This is a genomic window from Methylobacterium fujisawaense, assembly GCF_039619325.1.
Classification (GTDB): Bacteria; Pseudomonadota; Alphaproteobacteria; order Rhizobiales; family Beijerinckiaceae; genus Methylobacterium; species Methylobacterium fujisawaense.
Map to the genome: position 1 here is coordinate 3,894,925 of NZ_CP155000.1, position 18,507 is coordinate 3,913,431.

An 18,507-nucleotide genomic window follows, 5' to 3' on the forward strand; every position below is an offset into this window, starting at 1 on the left:
CCGGCCCGACGGCGGTGCAGGGGCAGGGCGCGGATTGCGGGGGGCGTGTGGCGCCCATTGAGACCGGGGCGTCCTCGGCCGACGGCCTTGAGCAGGCCGTCGGCCTTCGCCTGCACGACCCGTTCCCCGCAGAGGGGCCTGGAGCCCCCCAGGGAACGGGCTTGACGTGGTCGAGCCCTGTCGGCGCACGTCATGGAGATGCCCGCACCATCCCGATCCCGGCCGGGATGACCGGACGCGTCGAAGCCCTGGGGCGCACCTATCTGTCGGTGGCCGGCGCGGGGGCCGGCGCGGTCAGCCGGGCCGCGCGGTGCGTGCGTGCATGGCGCAGGGTGGCGTCCGGCGGCAGGGCGCCCACGGAAACCTTCGGGACGGCGATGCGCTGGGACAGGTAGATGCCGCTGTGCCCGGAGCACAGGTAGGCCAGGAAGCAGGCGGTCGCGATGTAGACGCCGTGCGTGGCGCCGAACAGCTCGATACCCATGAGCGTGCAGGCCAGCGGCGTGTTGGCCGCTCCGGCAAACACGGCGACGAACCCGAGGCCGGCCAGGAGATCCACCGGCGCCCCCAGCACCCCGGCCAGCGCGTTGCCGAGGGCCGCGCCGATGAAGAACAGCGGCGTGACCTCGCCGCCCTTGAACCCGGCGCTCAGGGTGACGACCGTGAACAGCATCTTGAGCGCCCAGCTCCAGGGATGCACCTCCGGACCGAAGAAGCGGGCGATGGTCAGCCCGTGCGGATCCGCCGACCAGACGCCCAGTCCCAGGTAATCCCGCGTGCCACAGAGGTAGACCAGGGCGATCACCGCGAGGCCGCCCGCCACGGGGCGGAGGGGCGCGAAGGCGATGACCCGCTTGCACCATCCGCCGAGCATGTGGTTCGCCTCGGCGAACACCAGGCCGGCCAGTCCGAAGGCCACGCCTGCCACCGCGACCTTGGCCAGGAGCAGCGGCTCGACCATGTGCGTGCCGACGGCTCCGGCGTGGTCGTCGATACGGTAGACCCCGTGTTCGATGCCCCACAGCTGACAGGTCCAGTCGCCGACCACGGCCGCGACGAGGCAGGGCACGAGGGCCGCATATTCGACGCGTCCGACAGCGAGGACCTCGAGCGCGAAGACCGCGCCGGCCAGTGGCGTACCGAAGACGGCGCCGAACCCCGCGGCGATCCCGGCCATCAGCATGATCCGGAAGCTCGGCGCATCCAGGCGGACCGCCTTGCCGAAGGCGCTTGCGAGGCTGCCGCCCAGTTGGACGGCCGTGCCTTCGCGGCCCGCCGATCCGCCGAACAGATGCGTGACCACCGTGCCGAGGAAGATCAGCGGCGCCATGCGCAGGGGCACGCCGCCCCCGGGCACATGGATCTGCTCGACGATGAGGTTGTTGCCGCCCTCCACGGATTGGCCGAAGCGATGGTAGAGCAGCCCGATAGCCAAGCCGCCGAGCGGCAGGAGAAACAGCAGCCCGGGATAGGCGAAGCGCGCCCGGGTGGCCGCATCGAGGCTCCAGAGGAAGGCCGCGCACAGGGAGCCCACGGCGGCGGCCATGGGCAGCAGAACCAGGATCCAGCGCGCGACCGAGACGGCATGATCGTGCCGCGTGCGGACAAAGGCCGCGACGTTGAAGCGTGTAAACAGATTTCGGAAGGTTGCGCGCATGACATCCCCTTGATGCGACGCCGCAAGACTTTGCGGGATCGCAAGAAGTAGGAGTCATCAGCCTGACGGCGGTTCGGCCTTGATGGCCCGGCAGACACCATTGCCGTCCTCGAGAGATACGGGACCCCTCCGAACCGCGTCAAGGCCCTTCGTCAAGGTCCTTCGTGCAGGCCTGCGGCGTGCGGGGGGCGAACCCGTCGCTCCCCCGAGGGTGGACGCGGCGACAGCGGATCCGGTCGACCCTCGGGGCGCCGGGACCCGCACAGACCTGCCCCACGGGCGGCCGGTGGCCGCCGCGATCACGACGGCGCCCGCGTGGACGGTCGCATCGGCGGCGGTGTGTCTCAGCGCTTCACAAAGCCGATGTCGGCGGCCACGGCGCTCAGCCGCTCCGGCGCGCGCTCCTTCCGCTCGCTGTAGCGGTCGACGAGGTCGTCGGCCCGCTCCCGGGTCAGCAGCGTGAACTTCATGAGCTCCTCGCACACGTCCACGACGCGCTCGTAGAGCGGCCCCGGCTTCATCCGGCCGGCCTCGTCGAACTCCTTGTAGGCCATCGGGACCGACGACTGGTTCGGGATCGTGATCATCCGCATCCAGCGGCCGAGAATCCGCAGGCTGTTCACGGCGTTGAAGCTCTGCGAGCCGCCGGACACCTGCATCACGGCCAGCGTGCGGCCCTGGGTCGGCCGCACGCTGCCTTCGGAGAGCGGCAGCCAGTCGATCTGGCTTTTCATCACGCCGGTCAGCGTGCCGTGCCGCTCCGGCGACACCCACACTTGGCCCTCGGACCAGATCGAGAGGTCGCGCAGCTCCTGCACCTTCGGATGATCGGCGGTCGTGTCGTCGGGCAGGGGCAGGCCGTGCGCGTCGTAGATCCGCACCTCGCCGCCCATGGCTTCCAGGAGCCGGGCGGCCTCGTAGGCGAGGAAGCGGCTGAACGAGCGCTCCCGCAGGGAGCCGTAGAGGATCAGGAACCGGGGGGCGTGGGTGAGCGGCTTGACCGCCTCCAGGCGCGCGCGGGTCGGCACCACGAAATGCGCGGCGCTCAGGTTCGGCAGGCCATCGGTGAAAGGCTGGCGCGGCTTGTCCAAGGTTCAGCTTTCTTGTACGTTCAAAGAGTGATTTGAAGATTGTAACGAATATGGACGAGCCGCAAGCCCTCGCCGCCTTCGCGGCCCTCGCCCAGGAGCACCGTCTGCGCCTGGTGCGGGTGCTCGTGACCGCCGGCCCGGACGGGCTGGCCTCCGGCGTGCTGGCTGAGGCGGTGGGCGTCTCCGCCGCCACCGTGTCCCATCATCTCAAGGAACTGAGCCACGCGGGCCTGGTCGCATCGCGGCGCGCGGGCCGCTCGATCATCTACAGCGCCGCCTACCCGGCGCTGTCCGGCCTGATCGCCTTCCTGATGAAAGATTGCTGCCAGGGCCGCCCGGAGGTCTGCACCCCGGCGATGGCCGCCCTGGCACCCTGCTGCCCCGCCCTTGGAGAGACCGCCCATGCCTGAGCCGTTCGACGTCGTGATCTACCACAACCCCGAATGCGGCACGTCCCGCAACACCCTCGCGATGATCCGCAACGCCGGCATCGAGCCGCACGTGATCGAGTACCTCAAAACCCCGCCCGCGCGGGCGCTGCTGGTGCAGCTCCTGGCCCGCGCCGGTCTGTCGGTGCGTGCGGTGCTGCGGGAGAGCGGCACGCCGTTCGCGGAGCTGAACCTCGGCGATCCCGCGCTGACGGATGCGCAGCTCCTGGACGCCATCGCGGCGCACCCGATCCTCCTCAACCGCCCGCTGGTGGTCACGCCCAAGGGCGTGCGCCTGTGCCGACCGTCGGAAGCCGTGCTCGATCTTCTGCCGGTGCAGCAGGGCGAGTTCGTCAAGGAAGACGGTGAGCGGGTCGTGGACGAGCACGGCCGCCGCGTCGCCACGGCCTGAGCCTCACACCGATCCATAAGACGAAAACGCCCGGATGCTCGCGCTCGCCATTTTTCTTGCCACCCTCGTGTTCGTCATCTGGCAGCCCAGGGGCCTCGGGATCGGATGGAGCGCACTGGCCGGCGCGGGGGTCGCTCTCGCCGCGGGCGTGATCCATCCGGGCGACATTCCGGTGGTCTGGCATGTCGTCTGGGACGCCACGTTCACCTTCGTGGCGCTCATCATCCTCTCCCTGCTGCTCGATGAGGCCGGGTTCTTCCATTGGGCGGCCCTGCACATCGCCCGCTGGGGCGGCGGCCGGGGCCGGCGGCTGTTCCCGCTGGTCGTGCTCCTCGGCGCGGCCATCGCGGCGGTGTTCGCCAACGACGGCGCGGCGCTGCTGCTGACGCCGATCGTGCTGGCGATCCTGCTCCGGCTCGATTTCAAGCCGGCGGCGGCCCTGGCGTTCATCGTCGCCTGCGGGTTCGTGGCGGACAGCACCTCCCTGCCGCTGGTGATCTCCAACCTGGTCAACATCGTCTCCGCCAACTTCTTCGCCGTGACCTTCGGCCGGTACGCCGCCGTGATGGTGCCGGTGAACCTGGTGTCCCTGGCGGCGACGCTGCTGGTGCTGTGGGCCTATTTCCGGCGCGACGTGCCGGAAGCCTACCCGGTCGATGCCCTCGAACGCCCGGCCGACGCGATCCGCGATCCGCTGGTGTTCCGGGCGGCGTTCCCGCTGCTCGGCGTGCTGCTCGCCGCCTACTTCGTCACCGCGCCGTTCGGGGTGCCGGTGTCGGCCGTCACCTGCGCCGGCGCGGCGGTGCTCCTGCTGCTCGCCAACCGGGGCGGGATCATCCCGATCCGCAAGGTGCTGACCGGCGCCCCCTGGCAGATCGTGCTGTTCAGCCTCGGCATGTACCTCGTGGTCTACGGCCTCCGGAACGCCGGCCTGACCGACGCGCTGGCGAAGGGCCTGGTCTGGCTCGCCGGCCACGGCCCGTGGGCCGCCACCATCGGCACCGGCTTTGCCGCCGCGATCCTGTCGTCGCTGATGAACAACATGCCGAGCGTGCTGATCGGGGCGCTCGCGATCGAGCGGGCGCCGGACCTGTCGCCGCTGACCCGCGAGCTGATGGTCTACGCCAACGTGATCGGCTGCGACCTCGGGCCGAAGTTCACGCCGATCGGCAGCCTCGCCACCCTGCTCTGGCTGCATGTCCTGGACAGCAAGGGCCAGAGGATCACCTGGGGCCAGTACATGAAGGTCGGTCTGGTCATCACCCCGCCCGTGCTGCTGGCCACGCTGCTGGCGCTGGCGGCCTGGCTGCCGCTGCTCGGTCCCCGGTAGGCCGCGCGTGTCCGGGGGGAGGCGCTGGCCGGTGATCTCCGCCCTCGGCGTGATCGAGATCCTCGCCTGGGGGTCCTCGTTCTACCTGCCCGCCGTGCTCGCCGGCCCGGTGGCGGAGAGCACCGGCTGGCCGCTGGCCTGGGTGGTCGGCGGTCTGTCCCTCGGGCTCCTCGTTGCCGCGTTCGCCGCGCCGCATGTCGGGGCGGCGATCCACCGCCACGGCGGCCGTCCGGTTCTGGCGCTGGCGGCGCTGCTGCTGGCGGCCGGCCTGATCACGCTGGCCGCCGCGCCGGTCCTGCCGGTCTACCTGGCCGGCTGGCTTCTGCTGGGGCTCGGCATGGGCTGCGGCCTGTACGATCCGGCCTTCGCCACCCTCGGGCGCCTCTACGGGGCGGCGGCACGGCCGGCGATCACCACCCTGACCCTGTGGGGCGGGTTCGCCAGCACCGTGTGCTGGCCGCTCTCGGCGTTCCTGGTCGCGCAGGTCGGCTGGCGGGGCGCCTGCCTCGCCTATGCCGGCCTGCATCTCGGGGTCACGCTGCCGCTGGTGCTCCTGCTGATCCCGAACCCGCCGGCGGCGGCGGCGGAGCACCGCGCGGCGCGCACCGGCCCTCTGTCCGCCGCCGAGCGGCGGGCGTTCCGGCTGTTCGCCGGGGTGCTGGTCCTCGGCGGCGCGATCATGGCGCTGGTGTCGGTGCATCTGCTGACGCTGCTGCAGGCGCGGGGCGTGGCGCTGGCGTCCGCCGTGTCCTACGCGGCGCTGATCGGCCCGGCGCAGGTCGGCGCCCGCATCGTGGAGATGTCGTTCGAAGGGCGGCATCACCCGCTCTGGACTCTCACCGCCGCCCTGGGCCTGGTGGCGCTGGGTTTGGTGCTGCTGGCCCTGAGGCTGCCGGGCGTCGGGATCTGGCTGGTGCTCTACGGCGGCGGCAACGGGATCTATTCGATCGCGCGGGGCACGGTGCCCTTGGCCCTGTTCGGTCCGGTGCGCTACCCGCTGGTGGTCGGCCGCCTGGCGCGGCCGGGGCTGGTCGCGCAGGCGCTCGCCCCGCCGGCCGGCGCGTTCGTGCTGACCCAGGCCAGCCCGGAGGCCCTGTTGTGGCTCTTGCTCGCCCTGAGCCTCGCCAATCTCGGGCTGGTCGGCGCGCTGTGGCATCTCCACCGCGCGGAGCGGTGAGACGGCGGCCAAGCCGACAGGCAGGGGATCGCGACACCGGCCCCGTCCCGCCGGCCGACGGGAGGGGGGATCGCGCGACCGCGACGAACCCTGCATGTTCGGCTGTTCGGGGCTCGGTCCATCGTCCCACTCCGCCGGGTCCAAGATCGGCCGATCCCCTCGCCTTGGCGGCGCCCGTCTTTCACAGGTGAATCATCGCGGGCCGTCGATCCTGGGCGCGCCGAAATACCGTGATGCAGGTGTATCGTTGGGTCTGTTGCTGTCCCGTATCGGTTGGGACGTTTAAATAAGACGTAAATACATCGTGTGCCCGATCTGACGGGGGATCGCGGGATTCGGTAGTCCGCCTTGGTTGATAACAATTTTTGAGGCCATGGCTCAGCTGCGAAATGTGCTATCGATAGAGCACAGGCGACCGAATCGGGCCCGTTTGCGCATCGAACCTGTATTGTCGCAGGGCGGGGCATCTGTGTTGGGCCGCCAAAGTCAGGATCGACCGGGTTGTCCGGTTGGCGCGCTGCGCGGGTGTGTCGATCATGATGTTTGCCGTTCCTGCCCTGCTGATGGAGCTGGCGTTGGCGACGCCGGTCTCGGACACGATGCCGGTCTTCGACGTTCACGGCAGCTGCCGGGCGGCGACGCAGCAGATGACCCTCGATGCCGGCCGGCAGAAGCTCTGCCTCGAGGATGAGGGGTCGGCGCGGGCCGAGGTCGAAAAAAAGTGGTCCAGCTACCCGGCCGGTGACCGGACACGCTGCGCGGCGGAAGCGCAACTCGACGGCCTGCCCAGCTATGTCGATCTGCTCGAATGCCTGACCCTCGCCCGGGAAGCCAAGGCCGAGGATGGTCAGTAGCCGCGGCAGGACCGAGGCCAAAGACCATCCGTAACGATCTCAGGTTGAGGGCCGGCCGTGCCGATCGTGCTGCAGCTTCCCGGATCCGTCCGTCTTCTCGCCCTCGCGGCCATCGCCGGATGCGCCGCCGGTTGCCGCGATTCGAACCAGTACGTCCCGCCACCGCCGCCCGGCGTCTCGGTCTCGCAGCCGGTCGTGCGCACGGTGACGCGCTACTTCGAACTCACCGGCAACACCAAGGCGTTCGCGGCCGTCGATCTCGAGGCGCGGGTCCAGGGCTTTCTGGAGGCGATCACCTACAAGGACGGCGCCGTGGTGAAGGCGGGCGCGCCGCTCTTCGCCATCCAGCGCAACACCTACGAGGCGCAGCTCAAGCAGGCGCAGGGCGCCCTGGCGGCGCAGCAGGCCGCCCTGGCGAACGCCCAGTCCGAATATCAGCGCCAATCCACGCTGGGGCGGCAGGAATTCGCCTCGCAGGCCCGGGTCGAGGACGCGAAGACCAAGCAGGACCAAGCCAGCGCCGCCGTCATGGAGGCGCAGGCCAACCTCGACATCGCCACCATCAACCTCGGCTACACGCAGGTCTCCGCGCCCTTCGACGGCGTGGTCACCAACCACCTGGCGGATGTCGGGGCGCTCGTCGGCATCAGCGGGCCGACCAAGCTGGCGCAGCTCGTCCGCATCGATCCGCTCTACGTCTACTTCAACGTCAGCGAGCAGCAGGTGCTGCTGGTCAAGCAGCACCTGCGCGCGACGCAGCAGCCGCTGGGCGATCTGGCCAAGATACCGGTGGAGATCGGCCTGCAGACCGAGACCGGCTATCCGCATACCGGCCGGCTCGACTACCTCGCGCCGCAGGTCGATCCGTCCACCGGCACCCTGCTGGCCCGGGCGCTCATCGAGAACGGCGATCACGCGCTCCTCCCGGGCCTGTTCGTGCGGGTCCGGATCCCGGTCGGCCGCGACGACAAGGCGCTGCTGGTCCGCGACGACGCCATCGGGACGAACCAGCAGGGCAGCTACGTGCTCACGGTCGGGGCCGACAACACGGTCGCGCAGCGGGTGGTGACGCTCGGGGCGCGGGACGGGCGGTACCGGGTGATCGAGGCGGGGCTCGCCCCCGGCGACTGGGTCGTCACGGACGGCATCCAGCGAGCCATCCCCGGGGCCAAGGTCGCACCCCAGAAGTCGGCGGTGGCCGAGGCCTCCCCAAGCCCGGCGCCGCTTCAGCGGTGAGACACCGGCCGGTGCGCCCGGCCGAGCCCGCGAGACCGATGGTCCAGGGCACCGATCCGCCCGGTCACCGGAGGCCGGCATCCGCCCATCCGCGGCCCGCCGATGCGGCGGACCGCCCCTGAGACGCCGGCACCGAGGGCCAACGGCATGATCTCGCGCTTCTTCATCGAGCGGCCGGTCCTGGCCAACGTGCTGGCCCTGATCATGGTGCTGGTCGGCGCGGTGTCGCTCCTCAACCTGCCCGTGTCGCAATACCCCAACGTCGTGCCGCCGACGGTCCAGGTCACCACGCGCTATCCGGGTGCGAGCGCCCGCACGGTGATCGACACGGTGGCGCTGCCGATCGAGCAGCAGGTCAACGGCGTCGAGGGCATGCTCTACATGCAGTCGACCAGCGCGAGCGACGGCACCTACACCCTCACGGTCACCTTCGCGATCGGGACGGACGGCGATCAGGCGCAGGTGCTGGTGCAGAACCGCGTCGCGATCGCGATGTCCTCGCTGCCGCAGGCGGTCCAGGTCCAGGGCGTCACGACCCAGAAGAAATCCACCGCAATCCTGCAATTCGTGACGCTGTCGGCCACCGACGGGAAGTTCGACAGCCTGTTCCTGTCGAATTACGGCGTGATCAACGTGCAGAACGAGCTGGCCCGGCTCCCCGGCGTCGGCAACGTCACGGTGTTCGGCGCCGGCCAGTACGCGATGCGGATCTGGCTGGACCCCGATCTGCTCCAGGCCCGGGGCCTCACCCCCGACGCCATCATCAACACCGTGCAGCAGCAGAGCCAGGAGGTCACCGCCGGGGCCCTGGGGATGCCGCCGGTGCCGACCGGACAGGATTTCCAGTACACCCTCAACATCAACGGGCGGCTGAACGACGCCCCGGACTTCGAGAACATCATCATCAAGGCGGACGCGCAGGACGGCGGCCGCATCACCCGCCTACGCGACGTCGGCCGGGTCGAACTCGGCGCGCAGACCTACAGCCAGTCCTTCACCCTGAACGGTCAGGCCGCCGCCGGCATCGGCATCTACCAGTTGCCGGAGGCGAACGCGCTCACGGTGGCGAACGCCGTCGGCACCCGGATGGCCGAACTCGCCAAGACCTTCCCGCCGGGCCTCGTCTACGCCATCCCGTTCGACACGACCGCGTTCGTCCAGGCCTCGATCCACGAGGTCTACAGGACGCTGTTCGAGGCCGCCGTGCTGGTCCTGATCGTCATCCTGGTCTTCGTCCAGGACTGGCGGGCCATGCTGGTGCCGGCGACGACGGTGCCGGTGACCATCATCGGCGCCTTCGCCGCCATGGCGGCGATGGGCTTCAGCGTGAACCTCTCGACGCTGTTCGCCATCGTGCTGGCGATCGGCATCGTGGTGGACGACGCCATCGTGATCGTCGAGGGCGTGGCCCACCATATCGACGAGGGCCTCTCGCCCCGGGCGGCGGCCGAGAAGGCGATGGAGGAGCTGTTCGGCCCGATCATCGGCATCACCCTGGTGCTCATGTCGGTCTTCGTGCCGGCCGCGTTCCTCCCCGGCCTGACCGGGCAGCTCTACAAGCAGTTCGCCCTGGTGATCGCCGCCACCGCGCTGATCAGCGCGATCAACGCCGCCACGCTGAAGCCGACCCAATGCGCCCTGTGGTTGCGCAAGCCGGTGCCGCCGGAGAAGCGGAACCTGTTCTACCGCGGCTTCAACCGCGTCTACGGGGTCGTCGAGGGCTGGTACGCCCGGCTGATCGCCCACATGGTCCGGCGCAGCGGCCTCATGGCCGTCCTCGCGCTCCTGCTGATCGGCTTGGCGGGATGGGGATTGACCCGCCTGCCCACCGCCTTCCTGCCCACGGAGGATCAGGGCTACGTGCTGATCGGGGCCCAGCTGCCCGACGGGGCCTCGAAGGAGCGCACCGACGCGGTGATGCAGCGCATCAGCGCGCAGGCGAAGGCGACGGCCGGCGTCGACAACGTGCTCACCATCAGCGGCATCTCGGTCCTCGATTCCAACGCCACCCTGCCCAATGCCGGTGTCGCCTACGTCGTCCTCAAGGACTGGGACGCCCGGGCCCGGGAGAAGGGCCAGGATCTGCGCAGCCTCTACGACCGCTTCAATACGATGCTGGAGGGCGTCGAGGACGCCGCGACCTTCGTGCTCATCCCGCCGCCGATCCAGGGCATCGGCAATGCCAGCGGCTTCACCATGCAGGTGGAGCTGCGCAACGGCGACTTCGATTACCCCCTGCTGGAGAGCCTCGCCCGGACGATCGTCGCCGACGGGAACGCGCAATCGGGCTTGCGGAAGCTCAACACCTCGTTCCGGGCCGGCGTGCCGCAGATCGCGATCGCGGTGGACCGGATCAAGGCCGAGGCGCTCGGCGTCACGGTCGGGCAGGTCTTCTCGACGCTCTCGAGCTACGTGGGGTCGTCCTACGTCACGCAGTTCAACAAGTTCGGCCGGACCTTCCAGGTCTACGTGCAGGCCGCGCCCGATTACCGGCTCCGCCCCGAGGACGTCGAGAACCTGAAGGTGCGGGCCGGCAACGGGGCGATGGTGCCGCTCGGCACCATCGTGGAGATCAAGACCGTGCAGGGCCCGTCCCTGATCAGCCTCTACAACCTCTACCCGACGGCCACGATCGTGGGCGGGGCGGCGCCGGGCTTCAGCTCCGGGCAGGCGCTGGACCTGATGCAGCAGATCGCCGCCAAGGTGCTGCCGCCGGGCACGGGCTATGACTGGACGGCGATGTCGTACCAGGAGAAGGCGGTCGGCGCGCAGATCTACCTCGTGTTCGGGCTCGCCATCCTCCTCGTCTATCTGGTCCTGGCCGGCCAGTACGAGAGCTGGATCCTGCCGCTGGCGGTCCTGCTCGGGGTGCCGCTGGCGCTCCTGGGCACGGTCGGGGCGCTGCTGCTGCTCGGCGTCGCCAACAACCTCTACACGCAGATCGGCCTGATCCTGCTGATCGCGCTGGCGAGCAAGAACGCCATCCTGATCGTCGAGGTCGCCCGCGAGAAGCGGCAGGCCGGTCTCGACATCGCGGCCGCGGCCGTAGAGGCGTCGCGGCTGCGCTTCCGCCCGATCCTGATGACCTCGTTCGCCTTCATCCTCGGCGTCCTGCCCCTCGTCACCGCCTCCGGGGCCGGCGCCGCCGCGCGCAAGTCGATCGGCATCACGGTGTTCAGCGGGATGCTGGCCTCGACCTGCCTGGCGGTGCTGTTCGTGCCGTGCTTCTACGTCATCCTGCAGCGCGTCGAGGAGCGGCGCGCGCAGGGGCGGCAGCCTGTGCCGACCGGGACCGCATCCTCGGCGCCCGAGAGGGGCTGACACCGTGACGGAGGGCGCGCATCCCGGATTGCGTCGGGTCCCGGGGGGGGCGTGGCGGGTCCAGCCTGACGCCGCCGCGAGGATTTCGGCTCCTGGCGCGTCCCCCGCAACAGGGCGGTCGAGCGTACCGCGACACCGGGGATCGGACGCCCCGCCGCTTCACCGCGTGACGATGCCGGGCTCCTTCGGACTGGGCCGGCGCTGCAGGATGAGAAGCCCGGCCGAGTAGATCAATGAGACGAGGAGGGCGGCACACAGGGCGGCGGCGGCACCGAGGGCCTGGACCGTCAGGTGAAGCGTGAGCAGCGCCAGGCCGAAGCCGAAGACGCCCCGGATCGCAATGCTGGCCAAGCGTGCCATCGCGCCCCCGCCGATCCGGCGATGCAGGATCACGAAGGTGCTCGTCAGGGTGACCGGAAAGGCGGCGACCACCCCGGTCCGCGCCGGTCCCAGGGCCGAACTGACAGCCAGGACAACCGCCACGAACAGGGCCACGGCCGTCGCTCGGGCCAGGAGATCCACCGGTCGCGGCCGCGCGACGACCGCGCTCCGGACGAGGGAGGTTCGCACCGCCTGCCGGGTCGCGACGGCCCCCGCGCCATAGACGAGTGCGTTGAGCCCGAGGGCCGTCAGCGGCGTCCAGGACGCGGCGGATACGGGGATGGCCACCGCCAGCCATGCCAGCGTCGCCGGACCGAGGGTCGAGCCCAGATCCCGGCCGCTGGCCCGCAGGGCGTAGACGGTCAGGAACAGGCCGGTCGCCGCATTGGCGGCGAAGCCGTTGAGGGCCGCCCCGGCGACGAAGTCGGTGTCGTGTTCCAAAGCCATGAACAGGTAGGCCGGCCCGGCCGAGACCGGCAGGCTGACGATGAGGGCGCCCCAGACCGGTCCGAGGAGTTCCGCCAGCACGGAGGCCAGCACGACGACGGTTCCCGAGGTCAGCGCCCGGACCAGGGCTGTTACCCATATCGCTGCCACGGCCGCTTCCCCGGCATCGCACCGCCGATCCGGATCGACTTCGGAGCCGCGGCTTCGCTATCACGGGCGCCGGGCCTGGGCCAAAGTCACGGGCTCCGTCAGGCGCCGGCCCTGACCGGAGATCAGCCATGCGACAGCTCCCCCGACGCCCGATCCTGTTCCTGCTGGCCGGGCTCGCCGCCGCCCCGGTCTCCGCCGTCGAGACGGGCAGGGGGCACCGCGTCGTGTTCCAGGTGGACACAGCCGACCCGGCCACGATGAACCTGACGCTCAACAACGCCACCAACGTGGTCGATCATTACCGCGCCAAGAACGAGGCGGTGGAGATCGACATCGTCGCCTTCGGGCCGGGCCTCGCCATGTATCGGGCCGACAAATCCACCGTGGCCGACCGGATCGCGCATTTCGCCGAGTCCGGCTTCCCGTCGAAGATCCAGTTCTCGGCCTGCAACAACACCAAGACCGCCATGGAGAAGGCCGAGGGGCATCCGATCCCGCTGCTGCCGCAGGCGACGATCGTACCCTCCGGTGTCGTGCAGATCATGGAGCGGCAGGAGCAGGGGTGGAGCTATGTGCGGCCGTAGGGTGATCTGCCGGCGCGCGGCCTGCGCCGCCGCCGGTCCCGCGGCGGTGCGGGACGGGCGCGACTTCCGAAGTCCCGGCCGAGGAGCCGGTCCACCGACCGGGATCAGGGGGCGCGGCAGTCCATCGCGGCCGTCGCCTCGATCACGCTGAGGGCCCTGCGCCGGACTTCCAGCGTCACCTTCGGGCTGTCCGAGACAACGGAGGCCTCCCGTTTCAGCGTCGCGTCGCAGGCGCATGAACTGTACCCGGCCGTGTCATAGCAGGCATCGTGGCGCATGCATGCGGCGTCCAGGTCGTCGGTCGGCGGCAACCCCTCGCCGCGCTGCCCCTTCCCACAATAATTGCCGTGAAACAGTTCCTTGCCGGCAATGACTTGGCCAAGCTCGCCCTTGGGCGGGGCCGGCGCCTCGGCGCGGCCGCCCGGGTTCAGGTCGTTGGCCGGGCCGCCGGCCTTGGATCCGGACGAGCGGAGCGTCTTCGGGATATCGGACCGTTCGTCGGGCTCGTTCAGCGCCCCGCCGGCCCGCCCGTTCGGATCGGAGACATCCGGAAGGGGCGGGGGCGGCCCGGGGCGAGGCTCCTCGTCTTCGGCGGATGGAGGCGCCACAGGCGCCTGTGCGAGCGCACCCTGAGAGGTCAGGACGACAACCGCGAGGACAATCGCACGGACGAGGGTCATGACCGGTCCCGATGGCTATGGCGCAGGCGCGCGCGCAATGTGTCTCGGCCCAAGCGGGGTGCGGTCTGCCCGGGCCGGCGAGGCGAGGATATGCCCGAGACGGATCTAGTAGCGGTCGTCGCGGTACCCGCGGTAGCGACGCTCCTCGAAGACGCGCGCATCCCTGCGGCCGTAGCCGCCCATGTCGCGATGGCGGCGATACCCGTGTGCGGGCGCCCATGCAGGCGGGCCGCCGGGGCGGAAGCCGCGTTCCCCACGGGCCCAGGGCGGATCGGCCAGGGCGGCGGACGAGGTCCCGAGAACGCCTCCCGCCAAGGTCAGTGCGCCGAGCAGGAACAACGTTGGCGTGCGAAACATGGAGCCTCCCTCGCAGCGGGGTTGGTCCCGGTGCGGCTCAGATACGGCGCTCGGGGCAAATCCGTTCCACGCGCCGCGCAGCACCATGGGCCCATGCGACGACTGGGTTGCGCGGTTTGAGCCGGCCAGACGTGCGACAGATCGGCAGGAACAACCTCAAAGAATTTCTTCAGTATTAAGGTCGGCGATATCTCCGGTCTTCGAACATCGGGCGATACTTTCGAGGCATCGAATTTTTCTGGAACGGTCGCGGCCACCCTGCCGTTTAGGGGCTCCAACACAGGAGACGCTCAATGCGAAGCTTCCCGATCATCATTCTCGCCACTCTCGCTCTCGGCGGCAGCGCCATGGCCGCCGAGCAGGGGGCTTCGTCCAAGGCGCCCGGCCACGAGATGCAGGACCGCGGAAGCCGGGCGGGGAGCCCCGGCGCATCCGGCTATGCTCCCGGACACGAGATGAAGTCCGGCGGGATGGAATCGACCGGTTCGACCACGCGGACCGGCGGCACGGCTACCGGTACGTCCGGCACCGGTTCGACCGGAACCCACCGCTGACGCACCTGCTGCGCCCCTTCCGGCCCTGTCGGCCGGTCGGGGCGCAGTTCCGCGGGCGGTCGGGCTCTCCAGTGCGGTCATCGTCGCCCTTGCACCGCGCCGGGCCACAGATCCGCTGAGGGCCCCGTCCGGAACGCCCGCCGGGGCACCGTCCGGCGCCGGCTGTCCGGGCCAACGCCGACGGGCCCGCCGGCGTGCAACCGCTTTCGACCCATTCGACTTACCGACCGGATTCATCGAGCCGAAGGGGCATCGCCATGCCGATACGTTTGGTCACGACCGTTCTGTTTCTGTCCACCGCGGCAACCTCCGTCTGGGCCGCGCCGATGTCCGCCGACGAGAAGGCGGCGTTCCAGCAGCAATGCATGGGCGACTTCACGACCTTCTGCGGCGACCTGACCCCGGAGGATGGTCCCGGAACGCAGGCCTGCTTCGAGAAGAACATGGCGAAGCTCTCCACCGGCTGTCGGGAGGCCATACAGAGCTTCAAGCAGGCGAAGCGCGGCTGAGCCGTCGGCCGCTCAGCCCGAGCGGGCACGCCCGGCGCTGCCGGGACAGGCACGCAGCCGAAACCGTCGGGGCTTCTGAGGGATGACCCGCCGGGTGTGACCCGGGTCTTGCGGATCTCCTCGCGCCGGCGGGGTCGGCCGTTCCATCTGGCTCGGGCCCGGCGGAAACGCCCGGCCCGAGCGGGCCTCCCCGCGCCACAGCCGCCTCGGCGCATCGCCACCTCTGGCACGAGCGCGCCCTGCGTCGCATACTTCCCGGCAGCGGCAGATCCACACCCGCCGAGAAAGGCTGACGCCGATGCGCGCGCGCCATGCGGAAAGCCACCTGATCGAGCGCATCGGCTGGTTGCGTGCCGCGGTGCTGGGCGCCAACGATGGGCTCGTATCCACGGCCAGTCTGATCGTCGGCGTGGCGGCCTCCGCCGCCGCCGCCAGCGATATCCTGGTCGCCGGTACGGCGGGCCTCGTCGCCGGCGCGATGTCGATGGCGGCCGGTGAGTACGTCTCGGTGAGCTCCCAATCCGATACGGAGCGGGCCGACCTCGCGCGCGAGCGGCGCGAACTCGAACAGGACCCGGCGGCCGAGCGGGAGGAGCTTGCGGGGATCTACGTCTCGCGCGGCCTCGACCACGATCTCGCGCTGAAGGTCGCCGACCAGCTGATGGCGCGGGACGCCCTCGGCGCCCATGCCAGGGACGAACTCGGCATCTCCACGTTCACCACGGCGCGCCCGATCCAGGCTGCGCTGACCTCGGCGGCGACGTTCTCCGCGGGCGCGGCCATGCCCCTTCTCGTGGCCGCGGTCTCTCCGGCCGACTATCTCGTCGTCTCGGTGTCCGCAGCTTCGCTGACGTTCCTCGCTGTGCTCGGGGCGTTGGGCGCGCAGGTGGGCGGCGCAGCGATCCCGCGGGCGACCGCGCGGGTTGCGTTCTGGGGGGCCCTGGCGATGGCGGTCACCGCGGGGATCGGGCATCTCGTCGGCAAGGTTGTGTGACCGCTCGGCCGGAGACACGGCGGAGGCGCAAGCCAAGGATCACGGAGCGCTGGGCGGCATTGCTGTTGCGCGCGTTACGCAGCGTCGGGCTGGAACGCCGAGGGAATCCGATATCGGTGTCGGAAAACCCCGGCGGTTCACACGCTAAGGACACGGGCGCCGCAGGCCATCGTAGCCGAGATACGTTCCCGAAGCCGGATCGTACGACCGGAAGCGCCGTTGGCAGTAGGCGGTCGCGTCGCTCGCCGCTGGATCCGATGCCACGGTCGGAGACTCGGGATAGGCGTAGGTCGTCGGCGCATAGTTGTCGTCGTATCCGGGATAGCCGTAGCCGAGACCGCCCGCGGCCAAGCCAAGACCGACGCCCGCCGCAGCCGCGCCTGCCCCGTAGCCATAGCGGCGACCATAGCCGTAGCCGGGCCGCACGCCGGGATAGTGTCCACGGCCCGCCACAACGGCACCGCCATGGTATCCGCCGCCTCTGAAACCGCCTGCCCCGACGCGGGCTCCACCGGCCCGGAACCCACCGGCACCGTGGAAGCCGCCGCCGCGGAAACTGCCCCGCGCATCGGCTGCCGCCGGGATCATCGCGAGCGCCCCGATCATCCCGGCTGCGGCGAGAAGCATCTTGTTCATGGCCGTTCTCCCTTGCCACCCGTTGATCCCGCAACGCCGGATTCGATGGTGAGCACGGACGCTCGCTGTCTTGAGAGCCTATGTCTTTGATGCAGCGCAATTCATGGCCATCCTAGAATAAATGATAGTTGTATATTTCTCCCGCCAAGCAGTCCGTTCCACGAATGAGGCTGATCGGACCACTCCGAGCGTGACCGAGTTCCTGCGCTCGCGCCCCGCATTGACAGGCCGAGACCGTGCTGCCCCGCAACGCAGACTTGCAGGCCCGGCGCTGCATGCGGCGACTCGCGGCTTTGGCTTGACCAATGCTGTTCCCGAGTCCGTTGCGAACGCGCGGATTGCTGCCGGCACGGTGGACGCCACACTCAGCGGGTTCGGGCCGGTTCTCGAACTCCACCGGGCCTGCGGGAGCCGAGCGTCGCGTGCCGCCCGGCCGCTTTGTCGAAGCGCGGGGGGCGGAGCGGCAGCAGCGGAGCGGGTCTGCCCCTGCGCCGGATCGCCAGGACGGGCGCATCCGCCACGACGCGTGCCGTCATGCGCGCCTGCACCGCCGGTCTCGCCATCACACCCCAACCGGGTATCGGTGACACCCCCAGCGGGCCCCGCGAGGGACTTCGATGGCCGGGGCGCATCCGGCGCTCAGGACTCGGAGATGCCGACGGAATGGCATGCCTCAGATCGAACGCCGATCCTGAGGTCCTGAGCGGTTGATCAACATCAATGTGTAACCCCTCGGGGCCGGTAACCTGAATTCGGTTGCGCCCACGGCCGACTGCATCGCTGGCGACATTGCGCGTGACGAGGGACATCTCTCGCTGGGGAGGGTTTCATGACGCTGGCGACACTGGTGCAGGTGACGGCCCTCACCACACTCCTCGCGGCCGGCTCGCTGTCCAGCGCAGGTGCTCAGACATCAACGGGCCCGGAGAACACGCCGGACCCAGCCTCCCCGCCCAATCGACCCAGCATGATGGGGCGGGGCATGATGAGCGGCATGGGAGGACTGGGCCATGGCGGCATGTGTGGCATGATGGACCACATGATGGACGGGATGATGGCCGGCGGCCTCCGAATGCGGATGATGTTCGCGATTGCGGATACGGACGGGGACGGTTCTCTCTCGTTCGACGATGTGACGGCTATCCATAAGCGTCTCTTCAACGCGGTCGACGCCAACAAGGATGGAAAGGTGACCCCCGAGGAGCTTCGGAAATTCTTCTCGGATCGGTAGTCGAAGCTCACAGCAAGCCGCAGAGACCGGGCGGGACCAGCCCGCGCAGCCGCCACGTCGTCCTCCACCCAGCCCGGCCTTGGGCCGGCGATGAGGCGGGTCGGCGATCCCATGAGGCATGAGCGTGCCGGCGCACCCGGCGCCTTCCACGGGCGAAGGGTCGGGGTGCGGGCGCGCGATGAGGTGCGGATCGGAGGCCGACCGCAGATGGGGCGCCGCCGCCATGGCCACGCCGTTCGGCGAGCCCGACGCCACCCGTGTGACCGGCACCCGGCCTTCGCCGCGCCCGCCGGCGGGTCGATCCGCCGTCCCGGTGACCCCGCCTCGAACAGCGCCTCCGGGACCACGCGCGCGTGGTCCGCCGCCCATGACACAGATATGCTCAAGCATCTCCTCATCGTGCCGGTGGCCGTCGTCGGCGGCTTCCTCGTCGCGACGGGGTGGCCCGCCGCCCCCGACGCGCTGCGGGCCCTGCTGA

18 protein-coding genes and 1 riboswitch are annotated in these 18,507 nt (G+C 70.1%); of the genes, 12 read left to right on the forward strand and 6 right to left on the reverse strand.

All coding sequences use genetic code 11. The features are described from left to right. Window positions 1-259 precede the first annotated feature (259 nt). Together ABC766_RS18425 and arsH are read right to left on the reverse strand one after the other, a co-directional pair. Window positions 260-1,657 carry a voltage-gated chloride channel family protein gene (locus tag ABC766_RS18425; RefSeq protein WP_345819188.1) on the reverse strand — a complete coding sequence of 466 codons (1,398 nt, stop codon included), beginning with the start codon at window positions 1,655-1,657 and terminating at the stop codon, window positions 260-262. Between the two features lie 41 nt (window positions 1,658-1,698). Next, window positions 1,699-1,771: riboswitch (Fluoride riboswitch) on the reverse strand. A 230-nt stretch (window positions 1,772-2,001) separates the two neighbouring features. Next, a complete protein-coding gene (gene arsH, locus ABC766_RS18430; RefSeq protein WP_043353686.1) occupies window positions 2,002-2,748 on the reverse strand; it encodes an arsenical resistance protein ArsH in 747 nt (248 codons plus the stop codon). 50 nt (window positions 2,749-2,798) lie between these two features. On the opposite strand from arsH, the gene ABC766_RS18435 reads away from it, so the two are divergent. The 7 genes from ABC766_RS18435 to ABC766_RS18465 all read left to right on the forward strand — a co-directional run bounded on the left by ABC766_RS18435 (window position 2,799) and on the right by ABC766_RS18465 (window position 11,506). Then, window positions 2,799-3,158 (forward strand): ArsR/SmtB family transcription factor, encoded by a 360-nt coding sequence (locus ABC766_RS18435; protein ID WP_043353685.1) that lies wholly within the window; start codon window positions 2,799-2,801, stop codon window positions 3,156-3,158. Continuing rightward, a complete protein-coding gene (gene arsC / locus ABC766_RS18440; RefSeq protein ID WP_043353683.1) occupies window positions 3,151-3,588 on the forward strand; it encodes an arsenate reductase (glutaredoxin) in 438 nt (145 codons plus the stop codon). The genes ABC766_RS18435 and arsC overlap by 8 nt, the downstream gene beginning before the upstream one ends. A 34-nt stretch (window positions 3,589-3,622) precedes the next feature. Next, entirely contained in the window at window positions 3,623-4,918 is a 1,296-nt protein-coding gene (locus ABC766_RS18445) for an arsenic transporter (protein ID WP_043384014.1), read from the forward strand. A gap of 7 nt (window positions 4,919-4,925) precedes the next feature. Next, complete coding sequence (locus ABC766_RS18450) at window positions 4,926-6,095, forward strand: MFS transporter (RefSeq protein WP_053609601.1); 1,170 nt, start codon at window positions 4,926-4,928, stop codon at window positions 6,093-6,095. A 536-nt stretch (window positions 6,096-6,631) separates the two neighbouring features. After that, window positions 6,632-6,949 carry a hypothetical protein gene (locus ABC766_RS18455; protein WP_236952735.1) on the forward strand — a complete coding sequence of 106 codons (318 nt, stop codon included), beginning with the start codon at window positions 6,632-6,634 and terminating at the stop codon, window positions 6,947-6,949. 57 nt (window positions 6,950-7,006) lie between these two features. After that, window positions 7,007-8,185, forward strand: coding sequence for an efflux RND transporter periplasmic adaptor subunit (locus ABC766_RS18460; RefSeq protein WP_051976111.1), 1,179 nt, complete (start codon window positions 7,007-7,009; stop codon window positions 8,183-8,185). A gap of 147 nt (window positions 8,186-8,332) precedes the next feature. Beyond that, on the forward strand, window positions 8,333-11,506 hold the full coding sequence (locus ABC766_RS18465) for a multidrug efflux RND transporter permease subunit (RefSeq protein WP_345819189.1): 3,174 nt from the start codon (window positions 8,333-8,335) through the stop codon (window positions 11,504-11,506). A 159-nt stretch (window positions 11,507-11,665) separates the two neighbouring features. Here ABC766_RS18465 and ABC766_RS18470 read toward each other — a convergent pair whose 3' ends face one another. Next, entirely contained in the window at window positions 11,666-12,484 is an 819-nt protein-coding gene (locus ABC766_RS18470) for a hypothetical protein (RefSeq protein ID WP_342142841.1), read from the reverse strand. Between the two features lie 128 nt (window positions 12,485-12,612). Here ABC766_RS18470 and ABC766_RS18475 point away from each other — a divergent pair, with 128 nt between their 5' ends. Further along, on the forward strand, window positions 12,613-13,068 hold the full coding sequence (locus ABC766_RS18475; protein WP_342142839.1) for a hypothetical protein: 456 nt from the start codon (window positions 12,613-12,615) through the stop codon (window positions 13,066-13,068). Between the two features lie 104 nt (window positions 13,069-13,172). Here the strand turns inward: ABC766_RS18475 and ABC766_RS18480 are convergent, their stop codons facing one another. Next, a complete protein-coding gene (locus ABC766_RS18480) occupies window positions 13,173-13,748 on the reverse strand; it encodes a phospholipase A2 family protein (protein WP_342142837.1) in 576 nt (191 codons plus the stop codon). Window positions 13,749-13,853: 105 nt separating this feature from the next. Further along, a complete protein-coding gene (locus ABC766_RS18485; protein WP_043353672.1) occupies window positions 13,854-14,105 on the reverse strand; it encodes a hypothetical protein in 252 nt (83 codons plus the stop codon). A 293-nt stretch (window positions 14,106-14,398) separates the two neighbouring features. On the opposite strand from ABC766_RS18485, the gene ABC766_RS18490 reads away from it, so the two are divergent. The 3 genes from ABC766_RS18490 to ABC766_RS18500 all read left to right on the forward strand — a co-directional run bounded on the left by ABC766_RS18490 (window position 14,399) and on the right by ABC766_RS18500 (window position 16,162). Next, the gene (locus tag ABC766_RS18490; RefSeq protein ID WP_043353670.1) at window positions 14,399-14,659 is read left to right on the forward strand and encodes a hypothetical protein; all 261 of its coding nucleotides are present in this window, start codon (window positions 14,399-14,401) and stop codon (window positions 14,657-14,659) included. 257 nt (window positions 14,660-14,916) lie between these two features. Then, complete coding sequence (locus ABC766_RS18495; protein WP_043353668.1) at window positions 14,917-15,168, forward strand: hypothetical protein; 252 nt, start codon at window positions 14,917-14,919, stop codon at window positions 15,166-15,168. Between the two features lie 298 nt (window positions 15,169-15,466). Beyond that, window positions 15,467-16,162 carry a VIT family protein gene (locus ABC766_RS18500; protein ID WP_345819190.1) on the forward strand — a complete coding sequence of 232 codons (696 nt, stop codon included), beginning with the start codon at window positions 15,467-15,469 and terminating at the stop codon, window positions 16,160-16,162. A 144-nt stretch (window positions 16,163-16,306) separates the two neighbouring features. On the opposite strand, the gene ABC766_RS18505 is transcribed toward ABC766_RS18500, so the two are convergent. Beyond that, entirely contained in the window at window positions 16,307-16,798 is a 492-nt protein-coding gene (locus tag ABC766_RS18505) for a BA14K family protein (protein WP_345819191.1), read from the reverse strand. An 829-nt stretch (window positions 16,799-17,627) separates the two neighbouring features. On the opposite strand from ABC766_RS18505, the gene ABC766_RS18510 reads away from it, so the two are divergent. Beyond that, on the forward strand, window positions 17,628-18,029 hold the full coding sequence (locus ABC766_RS18510) for an EF-hand domain-containing protein (RefSeq protein ID WP_345819192.1): 402 nt from the start codon (window positions 17,628-17,630) through the stop codon (window positions 18,027-18,029). Window positions 18,030-18,507: the final 478 nt, after the last annotated feature.

Coding starts and splice junctions, on each gene's coding strand:
- ABC766_RS18500 (WP_345819190.1), top strand. CDS start 15,467: ATGCGCGCGCGCCATGCGGAAAGCCACCTGATCGAGCGCATCGGCTGG.
- ABC766_RS18435 (WP_043353685.1), top strand. CDS start 2,799: ATGGACGAGCCGCAAGCCCTCGCCGCCTTCGCGGCCCTCGCCCAGGAG.
- ABC766_RS18495 (WP_043353668.1), top strand. CDS start 14,917: ATGCCGATACGTTTGGTCACGACCGTTCTGTTTCTGTCCACCGCGGCA.
- ABC766_RS18455 (WP_236952735.1), top strand. CDS start 6,632: ATGATGTTTGCCGTTCCTGCCCTGCTGATGGAGCTGGCGTTGGCGACG.
- arsC (WP_043353683.1), top strand. CDS start 3,151: ATGCCTGAGCCGTTCGACGTCGTGATCTACCACAACCCCGAATGCGGC.
- ABC766_RS18445 (WP_043384014.1), top strand. CDS start 3,623: ATGCTCGCGCTCGCCATTTTTCTTGCCACCCTCGTGTTCGTCATCTGG.
- ABC766_RS18425 (WP_345819188.1), bottom strand. CDS start 1,657: ATGCGCGCAACCTTCCGAAATCTGTTTACACGCTTCAACGTCGCGGCC.
- ABC766_RS18505 (WP_345819191.1), bottom strand. CDS start 16,798: ATGAACAAGATGCTTCTCGCCGCAGCCGGGATGATCGGGGCGCTCGCG.
- ABC766_RS18480 (WP_342142837.1), bottom strand. CDS start 13,748: ATGACCCTCGTCCGTGCGATTGTCCTCGCGGTTGTCGTCCTGACCTCT.
- ABC766_RS18485 (WP_043353672.1), bottom strand. CDS start 14,105: ATGTTTCGCACGCCAACGTTGTTCCTGCTCGGCGCACTGACCTTGGCG.
- ABC766_RS18465 (WP_345819189.1), top strand. CDS start 8,333: ATGATCTCGCGCTTCTTCATCGAGCGGCCGGTCCTGGCCAACGTGCTG.
- ABC766_RS18475 (WP_342142839.1), top strand. CDS start 12,613: ATGCGACAGCTCCCCCGACGCCCGATCCTGTTCCTGCTGGCCGGGCTC.
- ABC766_RS18490 (WP_043353670.1), top strand. CDS start 14,399: ATGCGAAGCTTCCCGATCATCATTCTCGCCACTCTCGCTCTCGGCGGC.
- ABC766_RS18510 (WP_345819192.1), top strand. CDS start 17,628: ATGACGCTGGCGACACTGGTGCAGGTGACGGCCCTCACCACACTCCTC.